Here is a 25,810-nt window from a genome sequence, read left to right as displayed (position 1 = left end):
AAAGCCGCTGCATGAACGCACTTCTCAGTTCGTACCTGCCCATCGTCCTGTTCATCGGCGTGGCGCTGGTCGTCGGCCTGGCGCTGCTGGCCGCACCGTTCCTGGTGGCCTACCGCAATCCCGATCCCGAAAAGCTTTCCGCCTACGAGTGCGGTTTCAACTCGTTCGACGATGCCCGCATGAAATTCGACATCCGCTTCTACCTGGTGTCGATCCTGTTCATCATCTTCGATCTGGAGGTGGCCTTCCTGTTTCCCTGGGCCGTGTCCTTCTCGAAGATCGGCATGCTCGGTTTCTGGTCGATGATGGTGTTTTTGGCAGTGCTGACCATCGGCTTTGCCTATGAATGGAAAAAAGGAGCGCTGGAATGGGATTGAACGACAGTTCAGGCACCCTCGTCGCGCCGAAGCCGAAGGGCATCATCGATCCCAACACCGGTCGGCCGGTGGGGGAGGACGATCCCTTCTTCCTCGAAATCAACAATGAGCTCGCCGACAAGGGGTTCCTGGTCACCTCGACCGAGGCGCTGATCACCTGGGCGCGCAGCGGCTCGCTGATGTTCATGACCTTCGGTCTGGCATGCTGCGCCGTCGAGATGATCCACACCTCGATGCCGCGCTATGACTCGGAGCGCTTCGGTGTCGCGCCGCGCGCGTCGCCGCGCCAGTCCGACATCATGATCGTCGCCGGCACGCTGACCAACAAGATGGCGCCGGCGCTGCGCAAGGTCTACGACCAGATGCCCGAGCCGCGCTACGTCATCTCGATGGGCTCCTGCGCCAATGGCGGCGGCTACTACCACTATTCCTATTCGGTGGTGCGCGGCTGCGACCGCGTCGTGCCGGTCGACATCTATGTGCCCGGCTGCCCGCCGAGCGCCGAAGCTTTGCTCTACGGCATTCTTCTCCTGCAGAAGAAAATCCGCCGCACCGGCACGATCGAACGGTAAATCCATGGCCGCATCCCTTAGCGAACTGTCGACCTATCTCGGCGAAAGGCTGATTGGTCGCGTCAATGACGCGGTGCTCGCCTATGGCGAGCTGACCATCCATGTCGAGCCGCGCGACCTCATCGAAGTCGTGACCTTCCTGCGCGACGATGCGCGCTGCCAGTTCATCTCGATCATCGATGTCTGCGGCGCCGACTATCCGTCGCGGGCCAAGCGCTTCGACGTCGTCTATCACTTGTTGTCGCCGAAACAGAATGTGCGCATCCGCGTCAAGGTGCAGGCCGACGAGGAGACGATGGTGCCCTCGATCACCGGCGTTTATCCCGGTGCCGACTGGTTCGAGCGCGAGACCTACGACCTCTATGGCGTGCTGTTCTCGGGCCATCCCGACCTGCGTCGCCTTTTGACCGACTACGGTTTCGAAGGCCACCCGCTGCGCAAGGATTTCCCGCTGACCGGTTTTGTCGAAGTGCGTTACGACGACGAAGCCAAGCGCGTCATCTACGAGCCGGTCGAGCTCAAGCAGGAATTCCGCAATTTTGATTTTCTCTCGCCATGGGAAGGGACGGATTACGTCCTGCCGGGCGATGAAAAAGCCAAGACGAATTGAGGCGCCAGAATGGCTGAAACCTCCGTCCGCAATTTCAACATCAACTTCGGCCCGCAACACCCTGCGGCGCATGGCGTTTTGCGCCTTGTGCTGGAGCTCGATGGCGAGGTCGTCGATCGCGTCGATCCGCATATCGGGCTGCTGCACCGCGGCACGGAAAAGCTGATCGAGGCAAAAACCTATCTGCAGGCCATCCCTTATCTCGACCGGCTCGACTATTGCGCGCCGATGAACCAGGAGCACGCCTTCGCGCTGGCCGCCGAGCGCCTGCTCGGCATCGAGGTGCCGAAGCGCGGCCAACTGATCCGCGTGCTCTACTGCGAGATCGGCCGCATCATGTCGCACATCCTCAATGTGACGACCCAGGCGATGGACGTCGGCGCGCTGACCCCGCCGCTATGGGGCTTCGTCGAGCGCGAGAAGCTGATGGTGTTCTATGAGCGCGCCAGCGGTTCGCGCATGCATGCCGCCTATTTCCGCCCCGGCGGTGTCCACCAGGACCTGCCACGCCAGCTGGTCGAGGACATCGGCAAGTGGATCGACCCGTTCCTGAAATCGATCGATGACCTCGACAAACTGCTGACCGGCAACCGCATCTTCAAGCAGCGCAATGTCGATATCGGTACTGTTTCGCTGGCCGATGCCTGGGCCTGGGGTTTTTCGGGCGTCATGGTGCGTGGTTCCGGCGCGGCCTGGGACCTGCGCAAGTCGCAGCCCTACGAATGCTATTCGGAAATGGATTTCGACATTCCGATCGGCAAGAACGGCGACTGCTACGACCGTTACCTCGTGCGCATGGAAGAAATGCGCCAGTCGGCCAGGATCATGCGGCAATGCGTCGATCTCTTGCTCGGCAAGGAAAGCACCGGCCCAGTGTCGAACCTCGACGGCAAGGTCGTGCCGCCCAAGCGTCAGGCGATGAAGCGCTCGATGGAAGCGCTGATCCACCACTTCAAGCTCTACACCGAGGGCTATCGCGTGCCGGCCGGCGAGGTCTATGCGGCCGTCGAGGCGCCGAAGGGCGAGTTCGGCGTCTATCTCGTTTCCGACGGCACCAACAAACCGTACCGTTGCAAGCTGCGCGCGCCCGGTTTCGCGCATCTTCAGGCCATGGATTTCCTCTGCCGCGGCCACATGCTGGCCGACGTCACCGCCGTTCTTGGCTCCCTCGACATCGTGTTTGGTGAGGTCGATCGCTAAATGTCAGTCCGCCGTCTCGCAGAAGCCAGCGTCCAGCCAGCATCCTTCGCCTTCAACCGGGCGAACGCGGCAGCGGCGAAGCAATGGATCAAGAAGTACCCGAAGGGCCGCGAGCAGTCGGCGATCATTCCGCTGCTGATGCTGGCGCAGGAGCAGGAAGGCTGGGTCACCAAGGCGGCGATCGAGACGATTTCAGACATGCTCGGCATGCCCAGGATTCGCGGGCTCGAGGTCGCGACCTTCTACACGCAGTACCAGCTCAATCCCGTTGGCATCCGCGCGCACATCCAGGTCTGCGGCACCACGCCCTGCATGCTGCGCGGCTCGGAAGCGCTGATGGATGTCTGCCGCTCGAAAATCCATCACGACCAGTTCCACACCAATGACAAGGGCACCTTGTCGTGGGAAGAGGTCGAGTGCCTAGGCGCCTGCGTCAACGCGCCGATGGTGATGATCTTCAAGGATACGTTCGAGGACCTGACGCCGGAACGGCTGGCCGAAATCATCGATCTCTATGATGCGGGCAAGGGCGCTTCGGTGGTGCCGGGGCCGCAGAACGGCCGCACCGGCTCGGAGCCGGCCTCCGGCCTGACGACGCTGAAAAGCGAAAAGGCGATCCTCAAGTCGACCCGCGACCGCGAGGCCAGGGAAGCAGCCAAGGCCGCCAAGGCGGCACCCGACGCGATCATCGCCGCGCCCGTTCCGGCGCCCGCTGCCGCTCCGGTCGCGCCGTCCAAAGCCAGCAAGCCGAAGACCGACGCGCTCGAGACCAGCCCGGCGCTGAAGACACCCTCAAAGACCAAGGTGGCACCGGCGGCGGAAAAGGCGGCGAGCGTTTCGGCGCCGCTGCATTCGGCCGCCAATGCCAATAAGGCAGCGCCGGAAGTCGAGAAGGTCTCCAAGCAGCGCAATGGGCCCAGATCCAAGGCCGAACCGGCCGCTGCCTTCAAGGCGCCGGAAGCCAAGGCGCCGGCCGCCAAGCCGGCGAAACCGTCGCTGGAAGACAAGAACCGCCCGGCCGGGATCGACAGGCCGACCGCGGTGGACGATCTCAAGCTGATCTCCGGCGTCGGCCCGAAGATAGAGGGCGTCCTGCATACGCTGGGCATCTTCACGTTCGCGCAGGTCGCTTCCTGGAAGAAGGCCGAGCGCGAGTGGGTGGACGGCTATCTCTCCTTCCAGGGCCGTATCGAGCGCGACGACTGGGTCAAGCAGGCCACGGCGCTCGCCAAGGGCGGCGTTGCCGAATACATCCGCGTCTTCGGCAAGAAGCCGGTCTGAGGGACGAAAAATGCTTCAGGATAAAGACCGCATCTTCACCAACATCTACGGCCTCTTCGACAAGTCGCTGGCCGGCGCGATGGCGCGCGGCGCCTGGGACAACACGCCCGGCATCGTCGCCAAGGGCCGCGAATGGATCGTCAACGAGATGAAGGCGTCCGGCCTGCGCGGTCGCGGCGGCGCCGGCTTCCCGACGGGCCTCAAATGGTCGTTCATGCCCAAGCAGAGCGATGGCAGGCCAAGCTACCTCGTCATCAACGCCGATGAATCCGAGCCCGGCACCTGCAAGGACCGCGACATCCTGCGCAACGATCCGCACACGCTGGTCGAAGGAGCGCTGCTCGCCGGCTTCGCCATGGGCGCGATCGCCGCCTACATCTATGTGCGCGGCGAGTTCATCAGGGAGCGCGAGGCGCTGCAGCGCGCCATCGACGAGGCCTATGAGGCCAAGCTGATCGGCAAGGGCAACACGTCCGGCTATGATTTCGACGTCTACATGCATCACGGCGCCGGCGCCTATATCTGCGGCGAAGAGACGGCGCTGCTGGAAAGCCTGGAAGGCAAGAAGGGCCAGCCCAGGCTGAAGCCGCCATTCCCGGCCAATGTCGGCCTCTATGGCTGCCCGACCACGGTCAACAATGTCGAATCGATCGCGGTGGCGCCGACCATCTTGCGCCGTGGGGCTGCCTGGTTCTCGTCCTTCGGCCGGCCCAACAATGTCGGCACCAAGCTTTTCTGCGTCTCCGGCCACGTCAACAACCCCTGCACCGTCGAGGAGGCGATGTCGATCCCGTTCCGCGAGCTGATCGAGACGCATTGCGGCGGCATTCGCGGCGGCTGGGACAATCTGCTGGCAGTCATTCCCGGCGGCGCCTCGGTGCCGCTGGTGCCGGCCGAGCAGATCATCGACACGCCGATGGATTTCGACGCGCTGCGCGACCTCAAATCCGGCCTGGGCACGGCCGCCGTCATCGTCATGGACAAGTCGACCGATATCGTGAAGGCGATCGCGCGGCTGTCCTACTTCTACAAGCATGAGAGCTGCGGCCAGTGCACGCCGTGCCGCGAAGGCACCGGCTGGATGTGGCGGGTGATGGAGCGGCTGGTGCGCGGCGAGGCGCAGAAGCGCGAGATCGACATGCTGCTCGACGTCACCAAGCAGGTAGAGGGCCACACGATCTGCGCGCTGGGCGACGCGGCGGCATGGCCGATCCAGGGCCTGATGCGGCACTTCCGCGGCGAGGTGGAGCGGCGCATCGACGAGTTTTCGCGCAACGCGCATCGGGCCGAACCGGTGATGGTGGCGGCGGAATAGTAGATTTTTGAATGCTGGAATAACGGGGCGGGCCGAACGAAGAAACGACCGGGAGAACTCTATGGCGCCGTATTCGACACCCTACCCATTGATGCCCAATTTGGACCAGATCGAGAAGATGAACCAGGACCTGACCAGGATGATGCCGAAGGAGATGGCCAGCGCCATCAACCTTTTCGTGCACCCTGTCGCGGGCGCGGCGGCGATGTCGGCGCTTGGCATTGGGTTTGCCAATCATGCGTTCGGCGTCTGGCTGGGCGCGCTTTCGGGCGCCGCCGAGGCATCACAGCGCCTCATGCAGCCGCTGATCGAGGATTTCGAGGCACGCGTCGAGCAATTCGACGACGCGAGTTCGTCGTCCGTCAGGGCGCGGGCGACGGCCAAGACCATGATTGCCGAGGCGCAGTCCTTCGCGCAGGAGGTCACCGACATCGCCGCCAAGGAAGCCGCGACCACGGCGCCGGCGGTGAATGTCGCTCCGGCAACGAGTGAGGCCGCCGATGTGCTGCTGCCCGAGGATTTCAGGCAGCCCAAGGCGATCGACAAGCCGGCGAAACCGTCCGACCTCAAGGCGATATCGGGCATCGGCCCGAAGCTGGAAAAGGTGCTGAATGGGCTCGGCATCTGGACCTATGCCCAGATCGCCGCCTGGTCGCCGCAGGAGATCGCCTGGGTCGACGACTATCTGTCGTTCAACGGCCGAATCGGCCGTGACGACTGGACTGCGCAGGCGGCTGTGCTGGCCGCGAAGAAGTGAATGCAATGCCGGGCGCCGCGTCTGTCGCGCCCGGGAAATGAGATTGCGGGAAATCCGCAGGGGTTTGAAGCGAATGGCAAAGCTCAAGGTCGACGGGAAAGAGATCACTGTACCCGACCACTACACGCTGCTGCAGGCGGCGGAAGACGCGGGCGCGGAAGTGCCGCGCTTCTGCTTCCATGAGCGGCTGTCGATCGCCGGCAATTGCCGCATGTGCCTGATCGAGGTGAAGGGCGGGCCGCCCAAACCGCAGGCGTCCTGCGCCATGGGCGTGCGCGATTTGCGCCCCGGCCCCAATGGCGAGCCGCCGGAAATCTTCACCAACACGCCGATGGTCAAGAAGGCCCGGGAAGGCGTGATGGAGTTCCTGCTGATCAACCATCCGCTGGATTGCCCGATCTGCGACCAGGGCGGCGAGTGCGACCTGCAGGACCAGGCCATGGCCTTCGGCGTCGATTCCTCGCGCTATCATGAGAACAAGCGGGCGGTCGAAGACAAGTATATCGGGCCGCTGGTCAAGACGGTGATGAACCGCTGCATCCATTGCACGCGCTGCGTCCGCTTCACCACGGAAGTCGCCGGCATTTCCGAACTCGGCCTGATAGGCCGCGGCGAGGACGCCGAGATCACCACCTATCTCGAACAGGCGATGACCTCGGAACTGCAGGGCAATGTCATCGATCTGTGCCCGGTCGGTGCGCTGACCTCCAAGCCCTTCGCCTTCCAGGCGCGGCCCTGGGAACTGACCAAGACCGAATCCATCGACGTGATGGATGCGGTCGGCTCGGCGATCCGTATCGACAGCCGTGGCCGCGAAGTGATGCGCATCCTGCCGCGCGTCAACGAGCAGGTGAACGAGGAGTGGATTTCCGACAAGACCCGCTTCATCTGGGACGGATTGCGCACGCAGCGCCTCGACCGCCCCTATGTGCGCAAGGATGGCAGACTGGTTGCGGCAAGCTGGGCCGAAGCCTTCGCGACGATCAAGGACGCGGTGTCGAAGACGACGCCCGAGAAGATCGGCGCCATTGCGGGCGATCTCGCTGCCGTCGAAGAAATCTACGCGCTGAAGCTGCTGATGGCTTCGCTGGGTTCCAAGAATGTCGACTGCCGCCAGGATGGCGCCGCGCTTGATCCGGCGCTCGGACGTGCCAGCTACATTTTCAACCCGACCATCGAAGGCATCGAGCAGGCCGACGCGGTGCTGATCATCGGCGCCAATCCGCGCTTCGAGGCCTCGGTGCTCAATGCCCGCATCCGCAAGCGCTGGCGGGTCGGCAATCTGCCGGTCGGCGTTATCGGCGATATCGGCGACACGCGCTACGAGTACGAATTGCTCGGCGCCGGGCCGGATTCGCTGAAGGATCTGGCCGACGGCAATGGCAAGTTCTTCCAGACGCTGAAGAAGGCGACGCATCCGCTGATCATTATCGGCCAGGGCGCGCTGGCGCGGGCCGACGGCGCGGCCGTGCTCGGCCAGGCGGCGAAGCTCGCCGCTGCCGTCAATGCCGCTCGCGCCGACTGGAACGGCTTTGCCGTGCTGCACAATGCGGCGGCGCGCGTCGGCGGCCTCGATCTCGGTTTCGTGCCGGGTGAGGGCGGCAAGGACGTCGCCGGCATGCTGGGCGAAACGGACGTGCTGTTCCTGCTCGGCGCCGACGAGATCGACATGGGCAAGACCGGCGGCGCCTTCGTCGTCTATATCGGCACCCATGGCGACCACGGCGCGCACCGCGCCAATGTCATCCTGCCGGCGGCTGCCTACACGGAAAAGTCGGGCACCTACGTCAACACCGAAGGGCGTGTGCAGCAGACCAACCGCGCCGGCTTCGCGCCTGGCGATGCGCGCGAGGACTGGGCGATCCTCAGGGCCCTGTCCGATGTGCTGAGCAAGAAACTGCCGTTCGATTCGCTGCCGCAGCTGCGCGCCAAACTCTATGGCGAGTACCCGCATCTGGCCCGCATCGATCAGGTCGCGGCCGGCAATGCCGAGGACATCGGCGGCGTGGCGAAGCTCGGCGGGCGGCTGAACAAGGGCACCTTCACCTCGCCGGTCAAGGATTTCTACCTGACCAACCCGATCGCGCGGGCATCGGCCGTGATGGCGGAATGTTCGGCATTGGCCAAGAGCGGCTTCAAGCAGGCGGCGGAATAAGCATGGACACCTTCTTCTCCTTCTACGTGCTGCCGGCGCTCCTGATCCTTCTGAAGTCGGTCGTACTGATCGTGGTTCTGCTGATCTTCGTGGCCTACATCCTCTACGCCGACCGCAAGATCTGGGCGGCCGTGCAACTACGCCGCGGTCCGAACGTCGTCGGCCCCTGGGGCACGCTGCAGGCCTTTGCCGATCTGTTGAAATTCGTCTTCAAGGAGCCGGTCATCCCGTCCGGTGCCAACAAGGGCGTGTTCCTTCTGGCGCCGCTGGTGTCGGCGGTGCTGGCGATCTCGGCCTGGGCGGTTATTCCGGTCAACCAGGGCTGGGCGATCGCCAACGTCAATGTCGGCGTCCTCTATGTCTTCGCCATCTCCTCGCTCGAGGTCTACGGCGTGATCATGGGCGGCTGGGCGTCCAACTCGAAATATCCGTTCCTCGGCGCGCTGCGTTCGGCGGCACAGATGGTGTCCTACGAAGTCTCGATCGGCTTCGTCATCGTCACCGTGCTGCTCACCGCCGGCTCGCTCAACCTCAGCGATATCGTGCTGTCGCAGCAGGGTGGGCTTGGCACCAGGCTTGGCCTGCCCAACACCTTCCTCGACTGGAACTGGCTGGCGCTGTTCCCAATGTTCATCATCTTCTTCATCTCGGCGCTGGCCGAGACGAACCGGCCGCCTTTCGACCTGGTCGAAGCCGAATCGGAGCTGGTCGCCGGCCACATGGTCGAATATTCGTCGACGCCGTTCCTGCTGTTCTTCCTCGGCGAATATGTCGCCATCGTCCTGATGTGCGCGCTGGCCACCGTCCTGTTCCTCGGCGGCTGGCTGCCACCCTTCGACTTCGCGCCCTTCACCTGGGTGCCCGGCGTCATCTGGTTCGTGCTGAAGGTCTGCTTCGTGTTCTTCGGCATCTCGATGGTGAAGGCCTTCGTGCCGCGCTATCGCTACGACCAGCTGATGCGGCTGGGCTGGAAAGTGTTCCTGCCGATCTCGCTGTTCATGGTGGTCGCCACCGCAGCCTTCCTCAAGATCACGGGGTTTGCGTGATGTCCGCTTTGTCCCAGGCCGCAAAATCGCTGCTGCTGCAAGATTTCGTCAGCGCGTTCTTCCTGTCCATGCGCCAGTTCTTCGCGCCGAAGGAGACGATCAACTACCCGCACGAGAAGGGGCCGGTCAGCCCGCGCTTCCGGGGCGAGCATGCGCTGCGCCGCTATCCCAATGGCGAGGAACGCTGCATCGCCTGCAAATTGTGCGAGGCCATCTGCCCGGCGCAGGCAATTACCATCGAGGCCGGCCCGCGCCGCAATGACGGCACGCGCCGCACGGTGCGCTACGACATCGACATGGTAAAGTGCATCTATTGCGGCTTCTGCCAGGAAGCCTGCCCGGTCGACGCCATCGTCGAGGGGCCGAATTTCGAATTCGCGACGGAAACGCGCGAGGAGCTCTACTACGACAAGGACAAGCTCCTGGCGAATGGCGACCGGTGGGAGCGCGAACTCGCGCGCAATATCTCATTGGATGCGCCGTACCGCTGATATTTGACGCATGGACGAGGCGAGGGCCCTCGTCTAAGGACACAACGAAACTTGCCGGCCGGAGGCGGTCGCAAAAATCAAACAGGACGAACGTCCTGTTTGGGATAGGAACCCGGGGGAACCCCAATGCTGAGTGGACTAGAGGCGGCCTTTTTCTACCTCTTCGCCTTTGTCGCCGTGGCGTCGGCGTTCATGGTCATTTCATCGCGCAACCCCGTGCATTCGGTGCTGTTCCTGATCCTGACCTTCTTCAACGCCGCCGGCCTGTTCATGCTGACCGGCGCCGAGTTCCTGGCGATGATCCTGCTCGTCGTCTATGTCGGCGCGGTCATGGTGCTGTTCCTGTTCGTCGTCATGATGCTCGACGTCGACTTCGCTGAAATGAAAGAGGGCGCGCTGCAATACGCGCCGATCGGCGCGCTGGTCGGGCTGATCTTGGCGGCGGAGCTGATTGTCGTGCTCGGCGGCTACACATTCGCGCCGAAGCTGGCCGCGACGGTGTCGAAGCCCATTCCCGATCTCGCCACGCGCTCGAACACGGCCGCGCTCGGCGACATCCTCTATACCGACTACCTCTACTACTTCCAGATTTCGGGCCTCATCCTGCTGGTTGCCATGATCGGCGCCATCGTGCTGACGCTGCGCCACAAGGAAGGGATCAAGCGGCAGTCGATCGCAGCCCAGGTCGGTCGCACGCCGGCCACCGGCATGGAAATCCGCAAGGTCAAGTCGGGCGAAGGAGTCTGAGATGGTCGTCGGTATCGCACATTATCTGACCGTATCGGCTGTTCTGTTCACGCTCGGCGTGTTCGGCATCTTCCTGAACCGCAAGAACGTCATCGTCATCCTGATGTCGGTCGAGCTGATCCTGCTTGCGGTCAACATCAACTTCGTCGCTTTTTCGGCGGCGCTCGGCGATCTGGTCGGCCAGGTGTTCGCGCTGTTCGTGCTGACGGTCGCGGCGGCTGAAGCGGCAATCGGACTTGCCATTCTCGTCGTCTTCTTCCGCAACCGCGGCTCGATCGCGGTCGAAGACGTGAACATGATGAAGGGTTGACGGAACCACCATGTATCAGGCCATCGTCTTCCTTCCCCTGCTCGGCTTCCTGATCGTCGGCCTGTTCGGCACGTCGCTCGGCGCCAAGGCGTCCGAATACATCACCTCAGGCTTCCTGGTGATCGCCGCGATACTGTCGTGGGTCGCCTTCTTCACCGTCGGCTTCGGCCACGGCGAGGTGTTCACCGTGCCGGTGCTGCGCTGGATCCAGTCGGGCGGGCTCGAAGCGTCCTGGGCGCTGCGCATCGACACGCTGACGGTGGTGATGCTGGTGGTGGTCAACACCGTGTCGGCGCTGGTCCATATCTATTCGATCGGCTACATGCACCACGATCCGAACCGGCCGCGCTTCTTCGCCTATCTGTCGCTGTTCACTTTCGCCATGCTGATGCTGGTGACGGCCGACAACCTCGTGCAGATGTTCTTCGGCTGGGAAGGCGTCGGTCTCGCCTCCTACCTGCTGATCGGCTTCTGGTACAAGAAGCCGTCGGCCAATGCCGCGGCCATCAAGGCCTTCGTCGTGAACCGCGTCGGCGATTTCGGCTTCGCGCTCGGCATTTTCGGCGTGTTCGTGCTGTTCGGCTCGGTCAATCTCGGCACCATCTTCGCCAATGCGGCGACGTTCGTTCCGGCCGAGGGCGCGCCGCAAGGTGCTGCCGTGCTGACCTTCCTCGGCCATGCGCTGGACAAGCAGGCGGCCATGACCGTCGTCTGCCTGCTGCTGTTCATGGGTGCCATGGGCAAGTCGGCGCAGGTGCCGCTGCACACCTGGCTGCCGGACGCCATGGAAGGCCCGACGCCGGTCTCCGCGCTCATCCATGCCGCCACCATGGTGACGGCGGGCGTGTTCATGCTGGCGCGGCTGTCGCCGCTGTTCGAATTGTCGCATTCGGCGCTGACCGTGGTGACCTTCATCGGCGCCTTCACCGCCTTCTTCGCGGCCACCGTCGGCCTCGTCCAGAATGACATCAAGCGCGTCATCGCCTATTCGACCTGCTCGCAGCTCGGCTACATGTTCGTGGCGCTCGGCGTCGGCGCCTATGGCGCGGCGATCTTCCATCTGTTCACGCATGCCTTCTTCAAGGCGCTGCTGTTCCTCGGCTCGGGCTCGGTCATCCATGCCGTCTCCGACGAGCAGGACATGCGCAAGATGGGCGGCCTCAGAAAGCTGATCCCGAGCACCTACTGGATGATGGTGATCGGCACGCTGGCGCTGACCGGCGTTGGCATTCCCGTGACTGTCATCGGCACCGCAGGCTTCTTCTCCAAGGACGCCATCATCGAAAGCGCCTTTGCCAGCCACAATTCGGTTGCCGGCCTCGCCTTCGTGCTGCTGGTCATCGCCGCCTGCTTCACCTCCTTCTACTCCTGGCGGCTGATCTTCATGACCTTCCACGGCAAGCCGCGGGCGAGCCATGAGGTGATGCACCATGTGCATGAATCGCCGCCGGTGATGCTGGTGCCGCTGTTCGTGCTGGCCGCCGGAGCGCTGTTCGCCGGCATCATCTTCCACAATTCCTTCATCGGCGAAGGCTATGCCGAGTTCTGGAAGGCGTCGCTTTTCACGCTGCCGGACAATCACATCCTGCACGAAATCCACGAACTGCCGCTGTGGGTCGAACTGTCGCCCTTCATCGCGATGCTGATCGGCTTCGCGGTGGCCTGGAAGTTCTACATCCGCTCACCGGAATTGCCCCCGAGCGTCGCCGCGAACCATCGCTTGCTCTATGCTTTCCTGCTCAACAAGTGGTATTTCGACGAGCTCTACGACTTCCTGTTCGTGCGGCCCGCCAAGCGTCTCGGCCATTTCCTGTGGAAGACCGGTGACGGCACCGTCATCGACGGTCTCGGGCCGGATGGCATTTCGGCGCGCGTCGTCGATGTCACCAACCGCGTCGTCAAGCTGCAGACCGGCTACCTCTACCATTATGCCTTCGCCATGCTGATCGGCGTTGCCGCACTCGTCACCTGGATGATGCTCTGATGACCGCCTGGCCAATCCTCTCGCTGGTCACCTTCCTGCCGCTGGTTGGTGCGCTGCTGATCCTGTTCATCAGGGATGACAGCGAAAACGCGCGCCGCAACATCCGCGCCATCGCGCTGCTGACGACGACGTTCACCTTCATCGTCTCGCTGTTCATCTGGACCGGCTTCGACAATTCGCAGGCCGGCTTCCAGTTCGTCGAAAAATTCGCCTGGCTCGACTCCGGCATTTCCTACCATATGGGCGTCGACGGCATTTCCATGCTGTTCGTCATCCTGACGACGTTCCTGATGCCGCTCTGCATCCTGGCGTCGTGGGAAGCGATCGACAAGCGCGTCAAGGCCTACATGATCGCCTTCCTGCTGCTCGAGACGCTGATGATCGGCGTGTTCTGCGCGTTGGATATCGTGCTGTTCTACGTCTTCTTCGAAGCCGGCCTGATCCCGATGTTCATCATCATCGGCGTGTGGGGCGGCAAGCGGCGCGTGTATGCCTCGTTCAAGTTTTTCCTCTATACGCTCGCCGGTTCGGTGCTGATGCTGCTCGCCATCATGGCGATGTTCTTCCAGTCCGGCACGACCGACATACCGACGCTTCTGACGCACAGCTTCCCGGCCAACATGCAGACCTGGCTGTGGCTCGCCTTCTTCGCCTCCTTCGCGGTGAAGATGCCGATGTGGCCGGTGCACACCTGGCTGCCCGACGCGCACGTCGAGGCGCCGACGGCGGGTTCGGTGATCCTGGCCGCAATCCTGCTCAAGATGGGCGGATACGGCTTCCTTCGCTTCTCGCTGCCGATGTTCCCGCTGGCGTCGGAGATGTTCGCGCCGCTGGTCTTCACGCTGTCGGTCGTCGCCATCATCTACACCTCACTGGTGGCGCTGATGCAGGAGGACATGAAGAAGCTGATCGCCTATTCCTCGGTCGCCCATATGGGCTTCGTCACCATGGGCATCTTCGCCATGAACCAGGAAGGCGTGCAGGGCGCGATCTTCCAGATGCTCAGCCACGGCCTCGTGTCGGGCGCGCTGTTCCTGTGCGTCGGCGTCATCTACGACCGCATGCACACGCGTGAGATCGCTGCCTATGGCGGCCTGGTCAACAACATGCCGAAATATGCCACCGTGTTCATGGTCTTCACCATGGCCAATGTCGGCCTGCCCGGCACCAGTGGCTTCGTCGGCGAGTTCCTGACCATGCTGGGCGTGTTCCGGGTCAACACCTGGGTGGCGTTCTTCGCCGCCACCGGCGTCATCCTGTCGGCCGCCTACGCGCTCTGGCTCTACCGCAGGGTGATCTTCGGCGCGCTGACCAAAGACAGCCTGAAAGGGCTGCTCGACCTGTCGCTGCGCGAGAAGGTGATCATCTACCCGCTGGTCGCGCTGGTCATCTTCTTCGGCGTTTATCCCGCTCCCGTCTTCGACGCGACGGCCCAGTCGGTCAAATCGCTCGTCACCAATGTCACCGCATCCATCGGCGCCGCGCAGACCGCGGCGGCGAACTGACCCAGGGGTTTTGCGAACCATGACGCCGGACCTTCTCTCCAGCCTGTCGCTCTCGACGCCCGAGCTGATCCTTGCCTTCGGCGCGCTCGCGCTGCTGATGGTCGGAGCCTATTCGCGCGCCAACACCGCCAATACCGTGACCGGGCTTGCCGTCGCGGTGCTGGTAATCGCCGGCGCCTGGCTGATCCTTTCCACCGGGCAGGGCAACGCCTATGGCAACGCCTTCATCCAGGATCCCTTCTCCCGTTTCATGAAGGTGCTGGCGCTGGTCGGCTCGGCTGTGACGCTCGTCATGTCGATGCGCTTTGCCAAGGCGGAGCGTTTCGACAAGTTCGAATATCCGGTGCTGATCCTGCTGTGTACGCTCGGCATGATGCTGATGATTTCGGCCAACGGCATGATCGGGCTCTATCTCGGCCTCGAACTTCAGTCGCTGGCGATCTACGTGCTGGCGGCGATCAACCGCGACAATCTGCGTTCGACCGAGGCGGGGCTGAAGTACTTCGTCCTCGGCGCGCTGTCGTCGGGCATGCTGCTCTACGGCATCAGCCTGGTCTACGGCTACACCGGCAACACCGGCTTCCAGGAAATCGCCTCGGCGCTCGGCAGCGGCGGGCGGCAGCTCGGCCTTGTTTTCGGCCTGGTCTTCGTGCTGGCCGGCCTCGCCTTCAAGATCTCGGCGGTGCCGTTCCATATGTGGACGCCCGACGTCTATGAAGGCGCACCGACGCCGGTGACGGCCTTCCTGGCGGCGGCTCCCAAGATGGCGGCGATGGCATTGATCGTGCGCGTCACCATGGGCGCGTTCAAGCCGATCGCCGCCGACTGGCAGCAGATCATCGTCTTCATCTCGATCGCCTCGATGGCGCTCGGCGCCTTTGCCGCCATCGGCCAGACCAACATCAAGCGCCTGATGGCCTATTCCTCGATCGGCCATATGGGCTACGCGCTGGTCGGCCTTGCCGCCAACAGCCAGGCCGGCGTGCGCGGTGTCGCCATCTATATGCTGATCTATCTGGTGATGACGCTCGGCACCTTCGCCTTCATCCTCGCCATGCGGCGCAAGGAGGGCAATGTCGAGCAGATCAGCGACCTGGCCGGGCTCTCCTCGACCAACCCGATCATGGCGACCATCCTCACCATCCTGATGTTCTCGCTGGCCGGCATTCCGCCGCTCGCCGGCTTCTGGGGGAAGTGGTACGTCTTCCTCGCCGCCATCAACGCCAACCTCTACGCGCTGGCGATCATCGGCGTGCTGGCGTCGGTGGTGGGCGCCTATTACTATCTGCGCATCATCAAGATCATGTGGTTCGACGAACCGGTCGGCGGCTTCGTGCCGATGGCCAGCGAATTGCGTGTCGTGCTCGGCGTCTGCGGCGCCTTCGTGCTGTTCTATGTGCTGATCGGCGGACCGATCGGCACCTATGCCGAAGCCGCCGCCAAGACATTTTTCTGACGGGATGGCATTTCGGCTGGCCCCAACCTCGGCGTCGGAAGGGTTCCGGCTCGAGGCCCATGACAGCGTCGGCTCCACCAACACGGTGGCGCTGGATCACGCCCGGGCCGGTGACCCGGGCAGGCTGTGGGTCGTTTCCAAGAAGCAGGAAAGCGGGCGTGGCCGGCGCGGCCGCGCCTGGGTGTCACCCGATGGCAACCTGGCGGCGACCTTGCTCGTCATCACCGGTGGTGAACTACGCCTTGCCGCGACTCTGGGTTTCGTCGCCGGCCTGTCGCTTGCTGACGCACTCGACGCCGTGGTGCCGAAGGGTCGCATTGCCGTGGGACTCGATGGCGCGGGCCAGGGCCAAAACCGTTTCGAGTTGAAATGGCCGAACGATGTGCTTGCTTCGGGCGCGAAGCTTGCCGGCATCCTGCTGGAGTCGGCTATACTGGAGGGCGGCCGCTTCGCGGTGGCGGTCGGCATCGGCGTCAATGTCGTGGCGCACCCCGCGGATTTGCCTTATCCCGCGACATCGCTGCAAGCTCTGGGCGCGACATGCGATGCCGAAACGCTGTTCCTGGCGCTATCCGATGCCTGGAGCGAGAATGCCCGGCTGTGGGATGAAGGCCGCGGCCTCGCCACTGTCAGGCGGCGCTGGCTGGCGCGCGCGGCGGGGCTTGGCGGCGAGGTAGCCGTCAGAATTGACGGTAATGTGGTGCGTGGGGTGTTCGAGACCATTGACGAGGACTGCCGTTTCGTGATCCGCGACGATGAGGGGTCGGTGCTGACAATCGCGGCTGGCGACGTGCATTTCGGCGCGGTCGCGTCCGCTCAAGTATAGTTTGTTTCTGCGCAATTCCGGACGGAAAACCGTTAGACACGTTTCCTGGAATTGCTTTAACGGCTTGGCCTGAGGGCCAGGAAGGGAAAAATCATGGCGAAAGCGGAAAACGCCGAACTCGTCTTCGTGCCGCTCGGCGGCGTCGGCGAGATCGGCATGAACTTCGCCCTCTACGGCTACGGCCCGCCGAGCGCGCGTGAATGGATCGTCATCGATGTCGGCGTCACCTTTCCCGACGCGGCGCATCCGGGCGTCGACCTGATCCTGCCCGACACGCGCTTCATCGAGGAAAACCTCGCCAATCTGCGCGGCATCGTCATCACTCACGCGCATGAGGACCATTATGGCGCGCTGCTCGATATCTGGCCGAGGCTGAAAGCGCCAGTGTGGATGACGCCGTTCAGTGCCGGGCTGCTGGAAGCCAAGCGGCAGGGCGAGCAGGGGGCGCCGAAGATTCCGCTGACGATCTACCGGGCCGGGGAGAAATTCACCGTCGGCCCCTTCGAGATAGAAGCCATTCCGGTGGCGCACTCGATCCCGGAGCCGATGTCGCTTGCCATCACCACGCCGGCCGGCACCGTCATCCACACCGGCGACTGGAAGATCGATCCGGAACCGACGATCGGGCCGAAGACCGACGAGGCACGTTTCCGTGCCTATGGCGACAAGGGCGTGCTGGCGCTGATCTGCGATTCGACCAATGCGCTGCGGGAAGGGGAATCGCCGTCGGAAGTGGCGGTTGGCGAGGGGCTCAAGGGCGTCATCCAGAGTGCCGTCGGTCGGGTCGCCGTGACGACCTTCTCCTCCAATGTCGGGCGTATCGTCTCCATCGCCAAGGCGGCGCGCGATGCCGGCCGCCAGTGCCTGGTGCTCGGCCGCTCGCTGAAGCGCGTCATCGACGTGGCGGACGAGCTTGGCTATATGGACGGCCTGCCGGAATTCATTGCCGAGGAGGATTTCGGCTTCATCCCGCGCGAAAACCTGGTCATCATCTGCACCGGCAGCCAGGGCGAGCCGCTGGCGGCGCTGGCGAAACTGTCGCGCGACGAGATGAAATCGGTTTCGCTGACGGCGGGCGATACGGTGGTGTTTTCCTCGCGCACCATCCCCGGCAATGAGAAGGCGATCCTCGAGATCAAGAACCGCCTGATCGATCTCGGCATCAAGATCATCGAGGACGGCGACGCGCTGGTGCATGTCTCCGGCCATCCCCGGCGCAGCGAATTGCGCAAGATGTATGAATGGGTGCGCCCGCGGATCGGCGTTCCCGTGCATGGCGAGGCGGCGCATCTGGTGGCGCAGGGCTCGCTGATGTCGACCTCCGGCATCGGCCAGGTGGCGCAGGTGCGCGACGGCGACATGCTGCGGCTCGCTCCTGGCCCCGCCACCATTATCGACCAGGTGCCGTTCGGCCGCATCTACAAGGACGGCAATCTGATCGGCACCGACCAGGCGATGGGCATTCGCGACCGGCGCAAACTGTCCTTTGCCGGCCATGTCGCGGTCAATGTGGTGCTCGACGACAAATATGAACTGGCCGGCGATCCCGATCTGGTCGCCATCGGGGTCGCCGAGGCCGACGCCAGCGGCGAGACGCTGGAGGATTTGATGATCGATGCGGCTGTCGGCGCGGTGGACTCGATTCCCCGCCAGCGGCGAAAGGACCTCGACCTGGTTCAGGAAGCGGTGCGGCGCGCGGTGCGTGGCGCCGCCAACGAAGCCTGGGGCAAGAAACCGCTGGTGACGGTGTTTGTCACCAGATGACGGTAGCGTCGGTTCGCTGGTCTAGACGTTCAGTTGGTAGCTGACCGGAAGCCAGCGACAAGAGCCGTTCACCGCTTCGATGTAGCCCAAGCCAGGAAACGGCATGTGATGGCCGGCGACCAGCAGGCGCTGTTCCGCCGCCATCTTCAGCAAACGTTTGCGGGTGTCGATCGCCCGTTCCTTGTCATCATCGAAATCCGCATGCCACTCCGGATGCTGGATGGACACGACATAGTGCAGGAACGCATCCGACCAGATCAGCAATCGCTGGCCGCCGCTTTCGACGAGAAATGCCAGCAGGCCGGGGGAATGGCCTGACGCGTCGACGGCGGTAATGCCCGGCAACACCTCATCTCCAGGCGCTATGAACGTTGCCCGGTCGGCCAGTCCGGTGCAAATCTGCCGGAACAGATCACGGTTGGCCAACCTGGCCGGGCGCACCGCTGTTGCCTCGGTCCAGAAAGCGAATTCAGCTTTGCCGAACACATAGCGTGCCCGGCCGAAAACGGGTTTGCCGTTGCTGACAAGCCCACCGATGTGGTCCGGATGCCCGTGGGTGATGACCACCACGTCGATATCATCAGGCCCGAGTCCAAGGTCCTTCAAGCAGTCCAGGAGTGAACTGCCCTCATCGCCGCATCCGGTGTCGAACAGGATCCTTTCGGATCCGGTGTCGATCAGCGTCGGGATGAAACAATGTTCGAATCGATCCCGGTCGATGAAGTTCGAGACCGCGAGTTGATGCACCGCGGTTGGCGGCTGTCTGGCCGCGAACGCTGCCGCGAGGTTGTCGCGAACATCGACAGCGTCGAGCAAGGCGGCAATCTTGAATGAGCCGAGATCGAAGGTGAAAACGCGGGCGCGGGCAGGGCGGATGTAAGACATTGCCGTTTGTACTTTGCGGTTGCGGGCCGGAATAGCCTCGATCGTGATTCGTCAGAATGTTCACCAACGTGCGACAGTGCGCGCCTCGTGAATGGCTGTTGATCTCAGCTGATTTGACGTATGACGCCAGCCAGTGACAGAAGAGAGATAGCTCGCTCATGCTCGGACGGCTGAACCATGTCGCGCTTGCGGTGCCGGATCTGACTACTGCCGTTGCCGCCTACCGCAACACGCTTGGCGCCGAAGTGACGGAGCCGCAGGCTTTGCCGGAGCATGGCGTCACGGTGGTGTTCGTCAATGTCGGCAACACCAAGATCGAATTGCTGGAACCGTTGGGCGAGGGCTCGCCGATCGCCGCGTTCCTGGCGAAGAACCCGTCAGGCGGCATGCATCATCTCTGCTACGAGGTCGACGACATCCTGGCCGCGCGCGACCAGCTCAAGGCCGCCGGCGCGCGCGTGCTGGGCGACGGAAATCCGAAAACCGGCGCGCATGGCAAGCCGGTGCTGTTCCTGCATCCGAAGGATTTCTTCGGCACGCTGATCGAACTGGAGCAATCATGAGCTGGGTTTCGTTCACCGCCCTGTTTTTCGCGACCTGGTGGGTGGTGCTGTTCGCCGTACTGCCGTTCAGCGTCAGGACGCAGGACGACGATCATGACGTGACACTGGGCACGGTTCCAAGCGCGCCGCGCGGGCCGCACATGCTGCGCGCGGTGATCCGCACCACCATCGCCACGGCGATCCTCATGGGCATTTTCTATGGGCTGACGCACGGGCTCGGCTACAGCCTCAACGACATCCCGCATATCGTGCCGGATTTCGGCCAGACCCCGGCGAAATAGATCGCCCGGCAAGAGTGCCGCGACGACGTCGATGCGCCACTGACGCGGATCGAGATGCCGCCATATTTCACGGCTGACCGCTTGCTGACGCTGGGTCATGTGACCTTGCAGCACGCCGCGCTAACCAGATGATTGCACAAAAAAAATGCAAGGCACGAGGCCTTGCAATTAAACGCGTCCGATCTGTTTCCGGTTTCCGGCGGCAGCGAGTAACCGCGCCTAGATCGCATCCTCCCAAGACTTTGACCGCGTAGGAGAGCAGATTTTTCTCCGCCCTCTCGGTTATCGCGGCACACTAGCCCAAGCCGAATGAAAATGTCACGAAGAATTTTGCCTCGAAACAGGCATTCTCGTGCTGCACTGCACAATAGTATGGCATGCATTGCTTGGGAAACGACCAGCAAGGCTCGACGGAGCCTTTGCGGCATGTTCCGGATTGACGCGCGCAAAGAATTGGCGGCCCAAACTGAAGAGGTTCGGCACGCCGAATGCCGGCACGGCCTGGTCCGGAAACCGGAGGATTCCGGGCCGTGGCGCGCTGATGTGCCGCCATGCCCGGGTTTCCATTCCGTCATGAAATGGCTATGAAGCCGGGGCAAGCAAGCCTGCGTCGCGCCGATTCTGGCGTGGCCGTTCTCATTCACGGACCAGTCCATGCGTTTGTCGCGCTATTTCCTGCCTATCCTCAAAGAAAATCCGCGCGAAGCCGAGATCGTCTCGCACCGGCTGATGCTGCGTGCCGGCATGATCCGCCAGCAGGGGCAGGGCAGTTTTTCCTGGCTGCCGCTCGGCAAGCGGGTGTTGGACAAGGTCTGCCAGATCATCCGCGAGGAGCAGAACCGCGCCGGCGCGCTGGAGATCCTGATGCCGACCATCCAGTCGGCCGATCTGTGGCGCGAAAGCGGCCGCTACAATGACTATGGCAAGGAGATGCTGCGCATCAAGGACCGCCAGGACCGCGACATGCTCTACGGTCCGACCAACGAGGAAATGGTCACCGAGATTTTCCGCGCCTATGTGAAGTCCTACAAGGATCTGCCGCTCAACCTCTACCACATCCAGTGGAAATTCCGCGACGAGGTGCGGCCGCGCTTCGGCGTCATGCGTTCGCGCGAGTTCCTGATGAAGGACGCCTATTCCTTCGACCTCGACTTCGAGGGCGCGAGGGCTGCCTACAACAGGATGTTCGTCTCCTACCTCAGGACGTTTACGCGCATGGGCCTGCAGGCGATTCCGATGCGCGCCGACACCGGGCCGATCGGCGGCGACCTCAGCCATGAATTCATCATCCTGGCGGATACCGGCGAAAGCCAGGTTTTCTGCCATCGCGACTATCTTTCGCTTGCCGTGCCGGGCGCCGACACCGACTTCGCCAATGACGGCGAGATATCAGACATCGTCAAGACGTGGACGACGCCCTACGCCGCCACCGACGAGATGCATGACGAAGCCGCCTGGGAAAAGGTCCCCGAGAGCGACAAGGTTTCGGCCCGCGGCATCGAGGTCGGCCACATCTTCCATTTCGGCGAAAAGTATTCCAAGCCGATGGGCGCCAAGGTGACCGGCCCGGACGGCAAGGACCATTTCGCTTCCGGCGGCTCCTACGGTATCGGCCCGTCGCGCCTGGTCGCGGCGATCATCGAAGCCAGCCATGACGAGAACGGCATCATCTGGCCCGACGCCGTAGCGCCGTTCGACATCGGCCTGATCAACATGAAGGTGGGCGACGCCGACTGCGACCGTGTCAGCGAAGAGCTGAATGCCACCTTCACCGCCGCCGGCAAGGATGTGCTCTACGACGACACCGACCAGCGGCCGGGCGGCAAGTTCGCCACCGCCGACCTGATCGGTCTGCCCTGGCAGGTGATCGTCGGACCGCGCGGCGTGGCCGCCGGCGAGGTCGAGATCAAGAATCGCAGGACAGGCGAGCGCGAGACGCTGCCGATCGCCGATGCGAAAAAACGCTTCGGTGTCGCCGCATGAGCGAGGCGGCGGCGGCAAGATCGGCGGGCGCCGGCCCGTTCTCCTTCTTCGAGCGCACGGTTGCCTGGCGCTATTTGCGCTCGCGGCGCAAGGAGACGGTGATCTCGGTCATCGCCTCGATCTCCTTCCTCGGCATCATGCTGGGGGTGGCGACGTTGATCGTCGTCATGGCCGTGATGAACGGGTTCCGCGCCGAACTGTTGACGCGCATCCTTGGCGTCAACGGCCATCTGATCGTGCAGCCGCTCGATTCGCCGCTTGAGGACTACGCCCAGGTCGCCGGCCGCATCAATGGCGTGCCCGGCGTCAAATACGCCATTCCCCTGATCGACGGCCAGGTGCTGGCGCAAGGCAATGTCGGCGGCGGCACCGGCGCGCTGGTGCGCGGCATACGCGCCGAAGATCTCGGCAAGATCGCCATCGTCGCCAACAACATCAAGCAGGGCTCGCTCGCCGGTTTCGATTCGGGCGAGGGCGTCGCCATCGGCAAGCGCATGGCCGAGAATCTCGGCCTGACGCTGGGCGACACCATTACGCTCATCTCGCCCGATGGCGACGTGACGCCGATCGGCACGACGCCGCGCATGAAAGGCTACAAGATCGCGGCGATCTTCGAAGTCGGCATGTCGGAATATGACACGTCCATCGTCTACATGCCGTTCTCCGAAGCGCAGCTCTATTTCAACATGGATGGCCGCGCACAGACGATCGAGATCTATGTCGACAATCCCGACAATGTCGACGCGCTGAAACCGAAGGTGGAAGAGGCGGCGCAACGGCCCGTCGAGATGGTCGACTGGCGCCAGCGCAACGAGACCTTCTTTTCCGCCCTGCAGGTCGAGCGCAACGTCATGTTCATGATCCTGACGCTGATCGTGCTGGTGGCGGCGCTCAACATCATTTCGGGACTGATCATGCTGGTGAAGGACAAGGGGCACGACATCGCCATCCTGCGCACCATGGGCGCCTCGCGCGGCGCCATCCTGCGCATCTTCCTGATGACGGGGGCTGCGATCGGCGTCACCGGCACGCTTGCCGGCGTGCTGCTCGGCGTCGTCATCTGCACCAACATCGAATCGATCCGCCAGTTCTTCTCCTGGATGACAGGCAAGGTGCTGTTCAACCCGGAACTCTATTTCCTCAGCCAGCTGCCGGCGAAGATGGATCCGCGCGAGACGACCTATGTCATCATCATGGCGCTTGGGTTGTCCTTCCTGGCAACGGTGTTTCCGGCATGGCGGGCGGCTCGCCTCGATCCGGTTGAAGCCTTGAGGTACGAGTAGTGGCCGAGGTCATTATCGAGCTGAAGAGCGTCGAGCGGCACTATGTCCAGGGGCCGCGCAAGCTCACCATCCTGAACGGCGCCGATTTCTCGCTGAAGCGCGGCGAGATGGTGGCGCTGGTGGCGCCGTCCGGCACCGGCAAGTCGACGCTGCTGCACACGGCCGGCCTGCTGGAACGCCCCGACGCTGGCGATGTGATCCTGGCCGGCCGCGCCTGCGGGCGGCTCTCCGACGACGAACGCACGTCGATCCGCCGCAACGATGTCGGCTTCGTCTACCAGTTCCATCATCTGCTGCCGGAGTTTTCCGCGCTGGAAAACATCATGATGCCGCAGCTGATCAAGGGCCTGCCGCGCAAGGAAGCGGCCGAGCGCGCCGCGCAACTGCTCGACTATATGCAGATCGGCAAGCGCGCCTCGCACCGGCCGTCCGAACTCTCGGGCGGCGAACAGCAGCGCGTCGCCATTGCCCGTGCCGTCGCCAACGCCCCGCTGGTGCTGCTGGCTGACGAGCCGACCGGCAATCTCGACCCGGTCACCGCTTCCTATGTCTTCGAGGCGCTGGGCGCGCTGGTCAAGCAATCGGGCCTCGCGGCGCTGATCGCCACCCACAATCACGAGCTGGCATCGCGCATGGACCGGCGCGTCACCCTCGCCGACGGCAAGGTCGTGCCGCTTTAAGGCTGTGCCGACATTCGGGCGAACGGACCGGAACATCGACAGATCCAGCGGCGATTCAACGAAGATGGGATCGACCGGATTTCATCAGGTTTTTCGAACCCCGGCGAGGGCCTGTCGTCACGCATTGCCGTGGCCTGTTGATAAGCGCCATGCCGTCAACCTTTCCTTAACCCTGCCAATCTGATCGCCCGGAGATTCTGGGCGAGCCCGGATTCTGCGCGTTGACATTGAAACAAAATTAGAACAAATTGCGAACATATCAACAACAGGAGAGAGTTATGACCGATCTGGTTCAGGATGTCATCTCACTGGTTTGCATGAGCACTTTCCTCATTTCCATGGCGATCTGGATCGGTGCCATGTGATCTGGCGACTCTCGCCGCCCTCGTTCCTGGCGGGTGAAACCCGCTTCCCCGTTAAGCCTTTCTTGCCGCCGCGGCGCTAAGGTGCGCCACTCAGGCAGGGAGCAACATTCAGGTGTCGCCCATCGTCACGGCCATTCTGGTGGCCAGCAATCTCGGGCTGATCTTTCTCTTGATGACCGTGCCGCTTGGTTCGCGCACGGTCAGGGTCAGCCGCGTGATTGCGATGGAGCGCCAGCGCCTCTGGCATGCGCTGTGGCCGCTTGGCAGCGATGCCGGCTGGTCCGGCGAGATCCTGGCGGCCGAGCCGCTGGACGGGGAGGGTGTGTACCGCATCATGCTGTCGTGGGAAGGCCGCGACGGGGAGCCGATCGAGCGCAGGGCGCGGTTTGACGATGTCGTCGAGGGCAGCCGCTTCTCGATGCGCGTGCTCGAGGATACCGCGCTCGATGCCTCGTTCTGGAAAGACTATCGCGAAACCGCAGAGCTGGTTTCCGAAGGCAGCGGCACGCGGGTGACGCTTGGCCGGACTGATCGTTACCGCGGCGTTGCCTTTCTGGTGTTCCGCTACTTCGCCATGCGCCGCGAACTGTCCAAGCTGCAACGTTGGGCGATGACCGGGCAGTACCGCAAGGGCGGCTGGTTCGAGCATCCGCTGAGCCAGGTCGGCTTTGCCGTGCTGTCGGCACTGATCCTGTGGCCGTTCTTCGGCCTCCATCTCGGCGGGCTGGCGCTGGCCGCCATCCTGACGTCCGTCGTGGCCCTGCACGAACTCGGCCACATGGCGGCATTCCGGCTGATGGGCCACCGCAAGGCGCGGATGATCTTCATCCCGTTGCTCGGCGGCATCGCCATTGGCGGCCGGCCCTACAACAGCCGTTTCGAAGTGGCCTTCGTGGCGATGATGGGGGCGGGTTTTTCCGCCTTCCTGGTGCCGATCGTCATCGCCGCCAGCGCGCTGGCCGGCAGCGAGGGGCATAAGGGCGCTGCAGCGCTGCTGGCGGCGCTGGCAGGCTGTGCGGCCCTGTTCAACATCGCCAATCTGGTGCCGGTGTGGAAGTTCGACGGCGGCCAGGTGCTGCGCCAGATCTGCCCGGGGCCGGTCGCGCTGGCGCTGGCCTCGTTCTTCCTGCTCTCGGCGTTCCTGGCGGTGGGCTGGCAGGCCGGCTTTTCCTCCGGCTTCCTGCTGGCGACCGGAGCGGTCTTTTCAATCCTCAGCCTGCTGACGATGGGCAGCGGGGTAAAGCCGCGTTACGAGCTGAAGCCTATCGGTACCGTCGACCGCTTCGCCATCGCCGGCGCGCTGCTGGCGGTGTTCGTCATCCATGGCTGCGGCGTTCTGTGGGCGTCGGCGCAGTTGCTGTGAGCTGGTTGCGC

General features: G+C 63.4%; 24 protein-coding genes. 23 read left to right on the top strand and 1 reads right to left on the bottom strand.

Features of this window, described 5'->3' with window-relative positions; all coding sequences use genetic code 11:
* Positions 1 to 11: 11 nt before the first annotated feature.
* From FJV80_RS05440 to FJV80_RS05360, 17 genes are all read left to right on the top strand, one after another.
* Positions 12 to 377, top strand: a complete 366-nt coding sequence (locus tag FJV80_RS05440) for an NADH-quinone oxidoreductase subunit A (protein ID WP_010910112.1) — start codon at positions 12 to 14, stop codon at positions 375 to 377.
* Positions 368 to 949, top strand: coding sequence for an NADH-quinone oxidoreductase subunit B (locus tag FJV80_RS05435; RefSeq protein ID WP_015317338.1), 582 nt, complete (start codon positions 368 to 370; stop codon positions 947 to 949). The genes FJV80_RS05440 and FJV80_RS05435 overlap by 10 nt, the downstream gene beginning before the upstream one ends.
* A 4-nt stretch (positions 950 to 953) precedes the next feature.
* Positions 954 to 1,559 (top strand): NADH-quinone oxidoreductase subunit C, encoded by a 606-nt coding sequence (locus FJV80_RS05430; RefSeq protein ID WP_095773026.1) that lies wholly within the window; start codon positions 954 to 956, stop codon positions 1,557 to 1,559.
* Positions 1,560 to 1,568: 9 nt separating this feature from the next.
* Positions 1,569 to 2,759, top strand: coding sequence for an NADH-quinone oxidoreductase subunit D (locus FJV80_RS05425; RefSeq protein ID WP_095790877.1), 1,191 nt, complete (start codon positions 1,569 to 1,571; stop codon positions 2,757 to 2,759).
* Positions 2,760 to 4,040 (top strand): NADH-quinone oxidoreductase subunit E, encoded by a 1,281-nt coding sequence (locus FJV80_RS05420; RefSeq protein WP_142875751.1) that lies wholly within the window; start codon positions 2,760 to 2,762, stop codon positions 4,038 to 4,040.
* A 10-nt stretch (positions 4,041 to 4,050) separates the two neighbouring features.
* The gene (gene nuoF / locus FJV80_RS05415; RefSeq protein ID WP_095773023.1) at positions 4,051 to 5,355 is read left to right on the top strand and encodes an NADH-quinone oxidoreductase subunit NuoF; all 1,305 of its coding nucleotides are present in this window, start codon (positions 4,051 to 4,053) and stop codon (positions 5,353 to 5,355) included.
* Between the two features lie 61 nt (positions 5,356 to 5,416).
* Positions 5,417 to 6,112 carry an NADH-ubiquinone dehydrogenase gene (locus tag FJV80_RS05410; RefSeq protein ID WP_142875750.1) on the top strand — a complete coding sequence of 232 codons (696 nt, stop codon included), beginning with the start codon at positions 5,417 to 5,419 and terminating at the stop codon, positions 6,110 to 6,112.
* Between the two features lie 73 nt (positions 6,113 to 6,185).
* Positions 6,186 to 8,267, top strand: coding sequence for an NADH-quinone oxidoreductase subunit NuoG (gene nuoG, locus FJV80_RS05405; protein WP_142875749.1), 2,082 nt, complete (start codon positions 6,186 to 6,188; stop codon positions 8,265 to 8,267).
* Between the two features lie 2 nt (positions 8,268 to 8,269).
* The gene (gene nuoH / locus FJV80_RS05400) at positions 8,270 to 9,313 is read left to right on the top strand and encodes an NADH-quinone oxidoreductase subunit NuoH (protein ID WP_142875748.1); all 1,044 of its coding nucleotides are present in this window, start codon (positions 8,270 to 8,272) and stop codon (positions 9,311 to 9,313) included.
* Positions 9,313 to 9,804: an NADH-quinone oxidoreductase subunit NuoI gene (gene nuoI, locus FJV80_RS05395; RefSeq protein WP_032930717.1), complete on the top strand. Its 492-nt coding sequence runs from the start codon at positions 9,313 to 9,315 to the stop codon at positions 9,802 to 9,804. Before nuoH ends, nuoI begins: the two co-directional genes overlap by 1 nt.
* 126 nt (positions 9,805 to 9,930) lie before the next feature.
* A complete protein-coding gene (locus FJV80_RS05390) occupies positions 9,931 to 10,551 on the top strand; it encodes an NADH-quinone oxidoreductase subunit J (RefSeq protein ID WP_019858932.1) in 621 nt (206 codons plus the stop codon).
* 1 nt (position 10,552) lies between these two features.
* Complete coding sequence (nuoK, locus tag FJV80_RS05385; RefSeq protein WP_010910101.1) at positions 10,553 to 10,861, top strand: NADH-quinone oxidoreductase subunit NuoK; 309 nt, start codon at positions 10,553 to 10,555, stop codon at positions 10,859 to 10,861.
* A 10-nt stretch (positions 10,862 to 10,871) separates the two neighbouring features.
* Positions 10,872 to 12,845: an NADH-quinone oxidoreductase subunit L gene (nuoL, locus tag FJV80_RS05380; RefSeq protein ID WP_095790880.1), complete on the top strand. Its 1,974-nt coding sequence runs from the start codon at positions 10,872 to 10,874 to the stop codon at positions 12,843 to 12,845.
* Positions 12,845 to 14,350 carry an NADH-quinone oxidoreductase subunit M gene (locus FJV80_RS05375; RefSeq protein ID WP_095773018.1) on the top strand — a complete coding sequence of 502 codons (1,506 nt, stop codon included), beginning with the start codon at positions 12,845 to 12,847 and terminating at the stop codon, positions 14,348 to 14,350. Before nuoL ends, FJV80_RS05375 begins: the two co-directional genes overlap by 1 nt.
* A gap of 19 nt (positions 14,351 to 14,369) precedes the next feature.
* On the top strand, positions 14,370 to 15,806 hold the full coding sequence (gene nuoN, locus FJV80_RS05370) for an NADH-quinone oxidoreductase subunit NuoN (protein ID WP_095787378.1): 1,437 nt from the start codon (positions 14,370 to 14,372) through the stop codon (positions 15,804 to 15,806).
* A 4-nt stretch (positions 15,807 to 15,810) separates the two neighbouring features.
* On the top strand, positions 15,811 to 16,632 hold the full coding sequence (locus tag FJV80_RS05365) for a biotin--[acetyl-CoA-carboxylase] ligase (protein ID WP_095773016.1): 822 nt from the start codon (positions 15,811 to 15,813) through the stop codon (positions 16,630 to 16,632).
* Positions 16,633 to 16,725: 93 nt separating this feature from the next.
* The gene (locus FJV80_RS05360; protein WP_095787380.1) at positions 16,726 to 18,396 is read left to right on the top strand and encodes a ribonuclease J; all 1,671 of its coding nucleotides are present in this window, start codon (positions 16,726 to 16,728) and stop codon (positions 18,394 to 18,396) included.
* Between the two features lie 21 nt (positions 18,397 to 18,417).
* On the opposite strand, the gene FJV80_RS05355 is transcribed toward FJV80_RS05360, so the two are convergent.
* Complete coding sequence (locus FJV80_RS05355; RefSeq protein ID WP_245437988.1) at positions 18,418 to 19,212, bottom strand: MBL fold metallo-hydrolase; 795 nt, start codon at positions 19,210 to 19,212, stop codon at positions 18,418 to 18,420.
* Positions 19,213 to 19,439: 227 nt separating this feature from the next.
* Here FJV80_RS05355 and mce point away from each other — a divergent pair, with 227 nt between their 5' ends.
* The 6 genes from mce (at position 19,440) to FJV80_RS05325 (ending at position 25,799) form a co-directional block, all read left to right on the top strand.
* The gene (gene mce / locus FJV80_RS05350; protein ID WP_095773013.1) at positions 19,440 to 19,844 is read left to right on the top strand and encodes a methylmalonyl-CoA epimerase; all 405 of its coding nucleotides are present in this window, start codon (positions 19,440 to 19,442) and stop codon (positions 19,842 to 19,844) included.
* The gene (locus tag FJV80_RS05345; RefSeq protein ID WP_010910093.1) at positions 19,841 to 20,125 is read left to right on the top strand and encodes a DUF1467 family protein; all 285 of its coding nucleotides are present in this window, start codon (positions 19,841 to 19,843) and stop codon (positions 20,123 to 20,125) included. Before mce ends, FJV80_RS05345 begins: the two co-directional genes overlap by 4 nt.
* Positions 20,126 to 20,779: 654 nt before the next feature.
* Positions 20,780 to 22,108 (top strand): proline--tRNA ligase, encoded by a 1,329-nt coding sequence (proS, locus tag FJV80_RS05340; RefSeq protein WP_142875747.1) that lies wholly within the window; start codon positions 20,780 to 20,782, stop codon positions 22,106 to 22,108.
* The gene (locus FJV80_RS05335) at positions 22,105 to 23,391 is read left to right on the top strand and encodes a lipoprotein-releasing ABC transporter permease subunit (RefSeq protein WP_142875746.1); all 1,287 of its coding nucleotides are present in this window, start codon (positions 22,105 to 22,107) and stop codon (positions 23,389 to 23,391) included. The genes proS and FJV80_RS05335 overlap by 4 nt, the downstream gene beginning before the upstream one ends.
* Positions 23,391 to 24,071 carry an ABC transporter ATP-binding protein gene (locus tag FJV80_RS05330; RefSeq protein WP_019858919.1) on the top strand — a complete coding sequence of 227 codons (681 nt, stop codon included), beginning with the start codon at positions 23,391 to 23,393 and terminating at the stop codon, positions 24,069 to 24,071. Before FJV80_RS05335 ends, FJV80_RS05330 begins: the two co-directional genes overlap by 1 nt.
* A gap of 477 nt (positions 24,072 to 24,548) precedes the next feature.
* Positions 24,549 to 25,799, top strand: coding sequence for a site-2 protease family protein (locus tag FJV80_RS05325; RefSeq protein ID WP_142875745.1), 1,251 nt, complete (start codon positions 24,549 to 24,551; stop codon positions 25,797 to 25,799).
* Positions 25,800 to 25,810 lie beyond the last annotated feature (11 nt).

The sequence above is a fragment of the Mesorhizobium sp. WSM4310 genome (assembly GCF_007003935.1).
GTDB lineage: Bacteria > Pseudomonadota > Alphaproteobacteria > Rhizobiales > Rhizobiaceae > Mesorhizobium.
Note: the sequence above shows the minus strand (reverse complement) of the source record. Positions and strands in the feature narration are given on the sequence as shown.

Bases quoted from the DNA above. Each gene is read 5' to 3' on its own strand.
- FJV80_RS05440 (WP_010910112.1), top strand. From the start codon at position 12: ATGAACGCACTTCTCAGTTCGTACCTGCCCATCGTCCTGTTCATCGGC.
- FJV80_RS05435 (WP_015317338.1), top strand. From the start codon at position 368: ATGGGATTGAACGACAGTTCAGGCACCCTCGTCGCGCCGAAGCCGAAG.
- FJV80_RS05430 (WP_095773026.1), top strand. From the start codon at position 954: ATGGCCGCATCCCTTAGCGAACTGTCGACCTATCTCGGCGAAAGGCTG.
- FJV80_RS05425 (WP_095790877.1), top strand. From the start codon at position 1,569: ATGGCTGAAACCTCCGTCCGCAATTTCAACATCAACTTCGGCCCGCAA.
- FJV80_RS05420 (WP_142875751.1), top strand. From the start codon at position 2,760: ATGTCAGTCCGCCGTCTCGCAGAAGCCAGCGTCCAGCCAGCATCCTTC.
- nuoF (WP_095773023.1), top strand. From the start codon at position 4,051: ATGCTTCAGGATAAAGACCGCATCTTCACCAACATCTACGGCCTCTTC.
- FJV80_RS05410 (WP_142875750.1), top strand. From the start codon at position 5,417: ATGGCGCCGTATTCGACACCCTACCCATTGATGCCCAATTTGGACCAG.
- nuoG (WP_142875749.1), top strand. From the start codon at position 6,186: ATGGCAAAGCTCAAGGTCGACGGGAAAGAGATCACTGTACCCGACCAC.
- nuoH (WP_142875748.1), top strand. From the start codon at position 8,270: ATGGACACCTTCTTCTCCTTCTACGTGCTGCCGGCGCTCCTGATCCTT.
- nuoI (WP_032930717.1), top strand. From the start codon at position 9,313: ATGTCCGCTTTGTCCCAGGCCGCAAAATCGCTGCTGCTGCAAGATTTC.
- FJV80_RS05390 (WP_019858932.1), top strand. From the start codon at position 9,931: ATGCTGAGTGGACTAGAGGCGGCCTTTTTCTACCTCTTCGCCTTTGTC.
- nuoK (WP_010910101.1), top strand. From the start codon at position 10,553: ATGGTCGTCGGTATCGCACATTATCTGACCGTATCGGCTGTTCTGTTC.
- nuoL (WP_095790880.1), top strand. From the start codon at position 10,872: ATGTATCAGGCCATCGTCTTCCTTCCCCTGCTCGGCTTCCTGATCGTC.
- FJV80_RS05375 (WP_095773018.1), top strand. From the start codon at position 12,845: ATGACCGCCTGGCCAATCCTCTCGCTGGTCACCTTCCTGCCGCTGGTT.
- nuoN (WP_095787378.1), top strand. From the start codon at position 14,370: ATGACGCCGGACCTTCTCTCCAGCCTGTCGCTCTCGACGCCCGAGCTG.
- FJV80_RS05365 (WP_095773016.1), top strand. From the start codon at position 15,811: ATGGCATTTCGGCTGGCCCCAACCTCGGCGTCGGAAGGGTTCCGGCTC.
- FJV80_RS05360 (WP_095787380.1), top strand. From the start codon at position 16,726: ATGGCGAAAGCGGAAAACGCCGAACTCGTCTTCGTGCCGCTCGGCGGC.
- mce (WP_095773013.1), top strand. From the start codon at position 19,440: ATGCTCGGACGGCTGAACCATGTCGCGCTTGCGGTGCCGGATCTGACT.
- FJV80_RS05345 (WP_010910093.1), top strand. From the start codon at position 19,841: ATGAGCTGGGTTTCGTTCACCGCCCTGTTTTTCGCGACCTGGTGGGTG.
- proS (WP_142875747.1), top strand. From the start codon at position 20,780: ATGCGTTTGTCGCGCTATTTCCTGCCTATCCTCAAAGAAAATCCGCGC.
- FJV80_RS05335 (WP_142875746.1), top strand. From the start codon at position 22,105: ATGAGCGAGGCGGCGGCGGCAAGATCGGCGGGCGCCGGCCCGTTCTCC.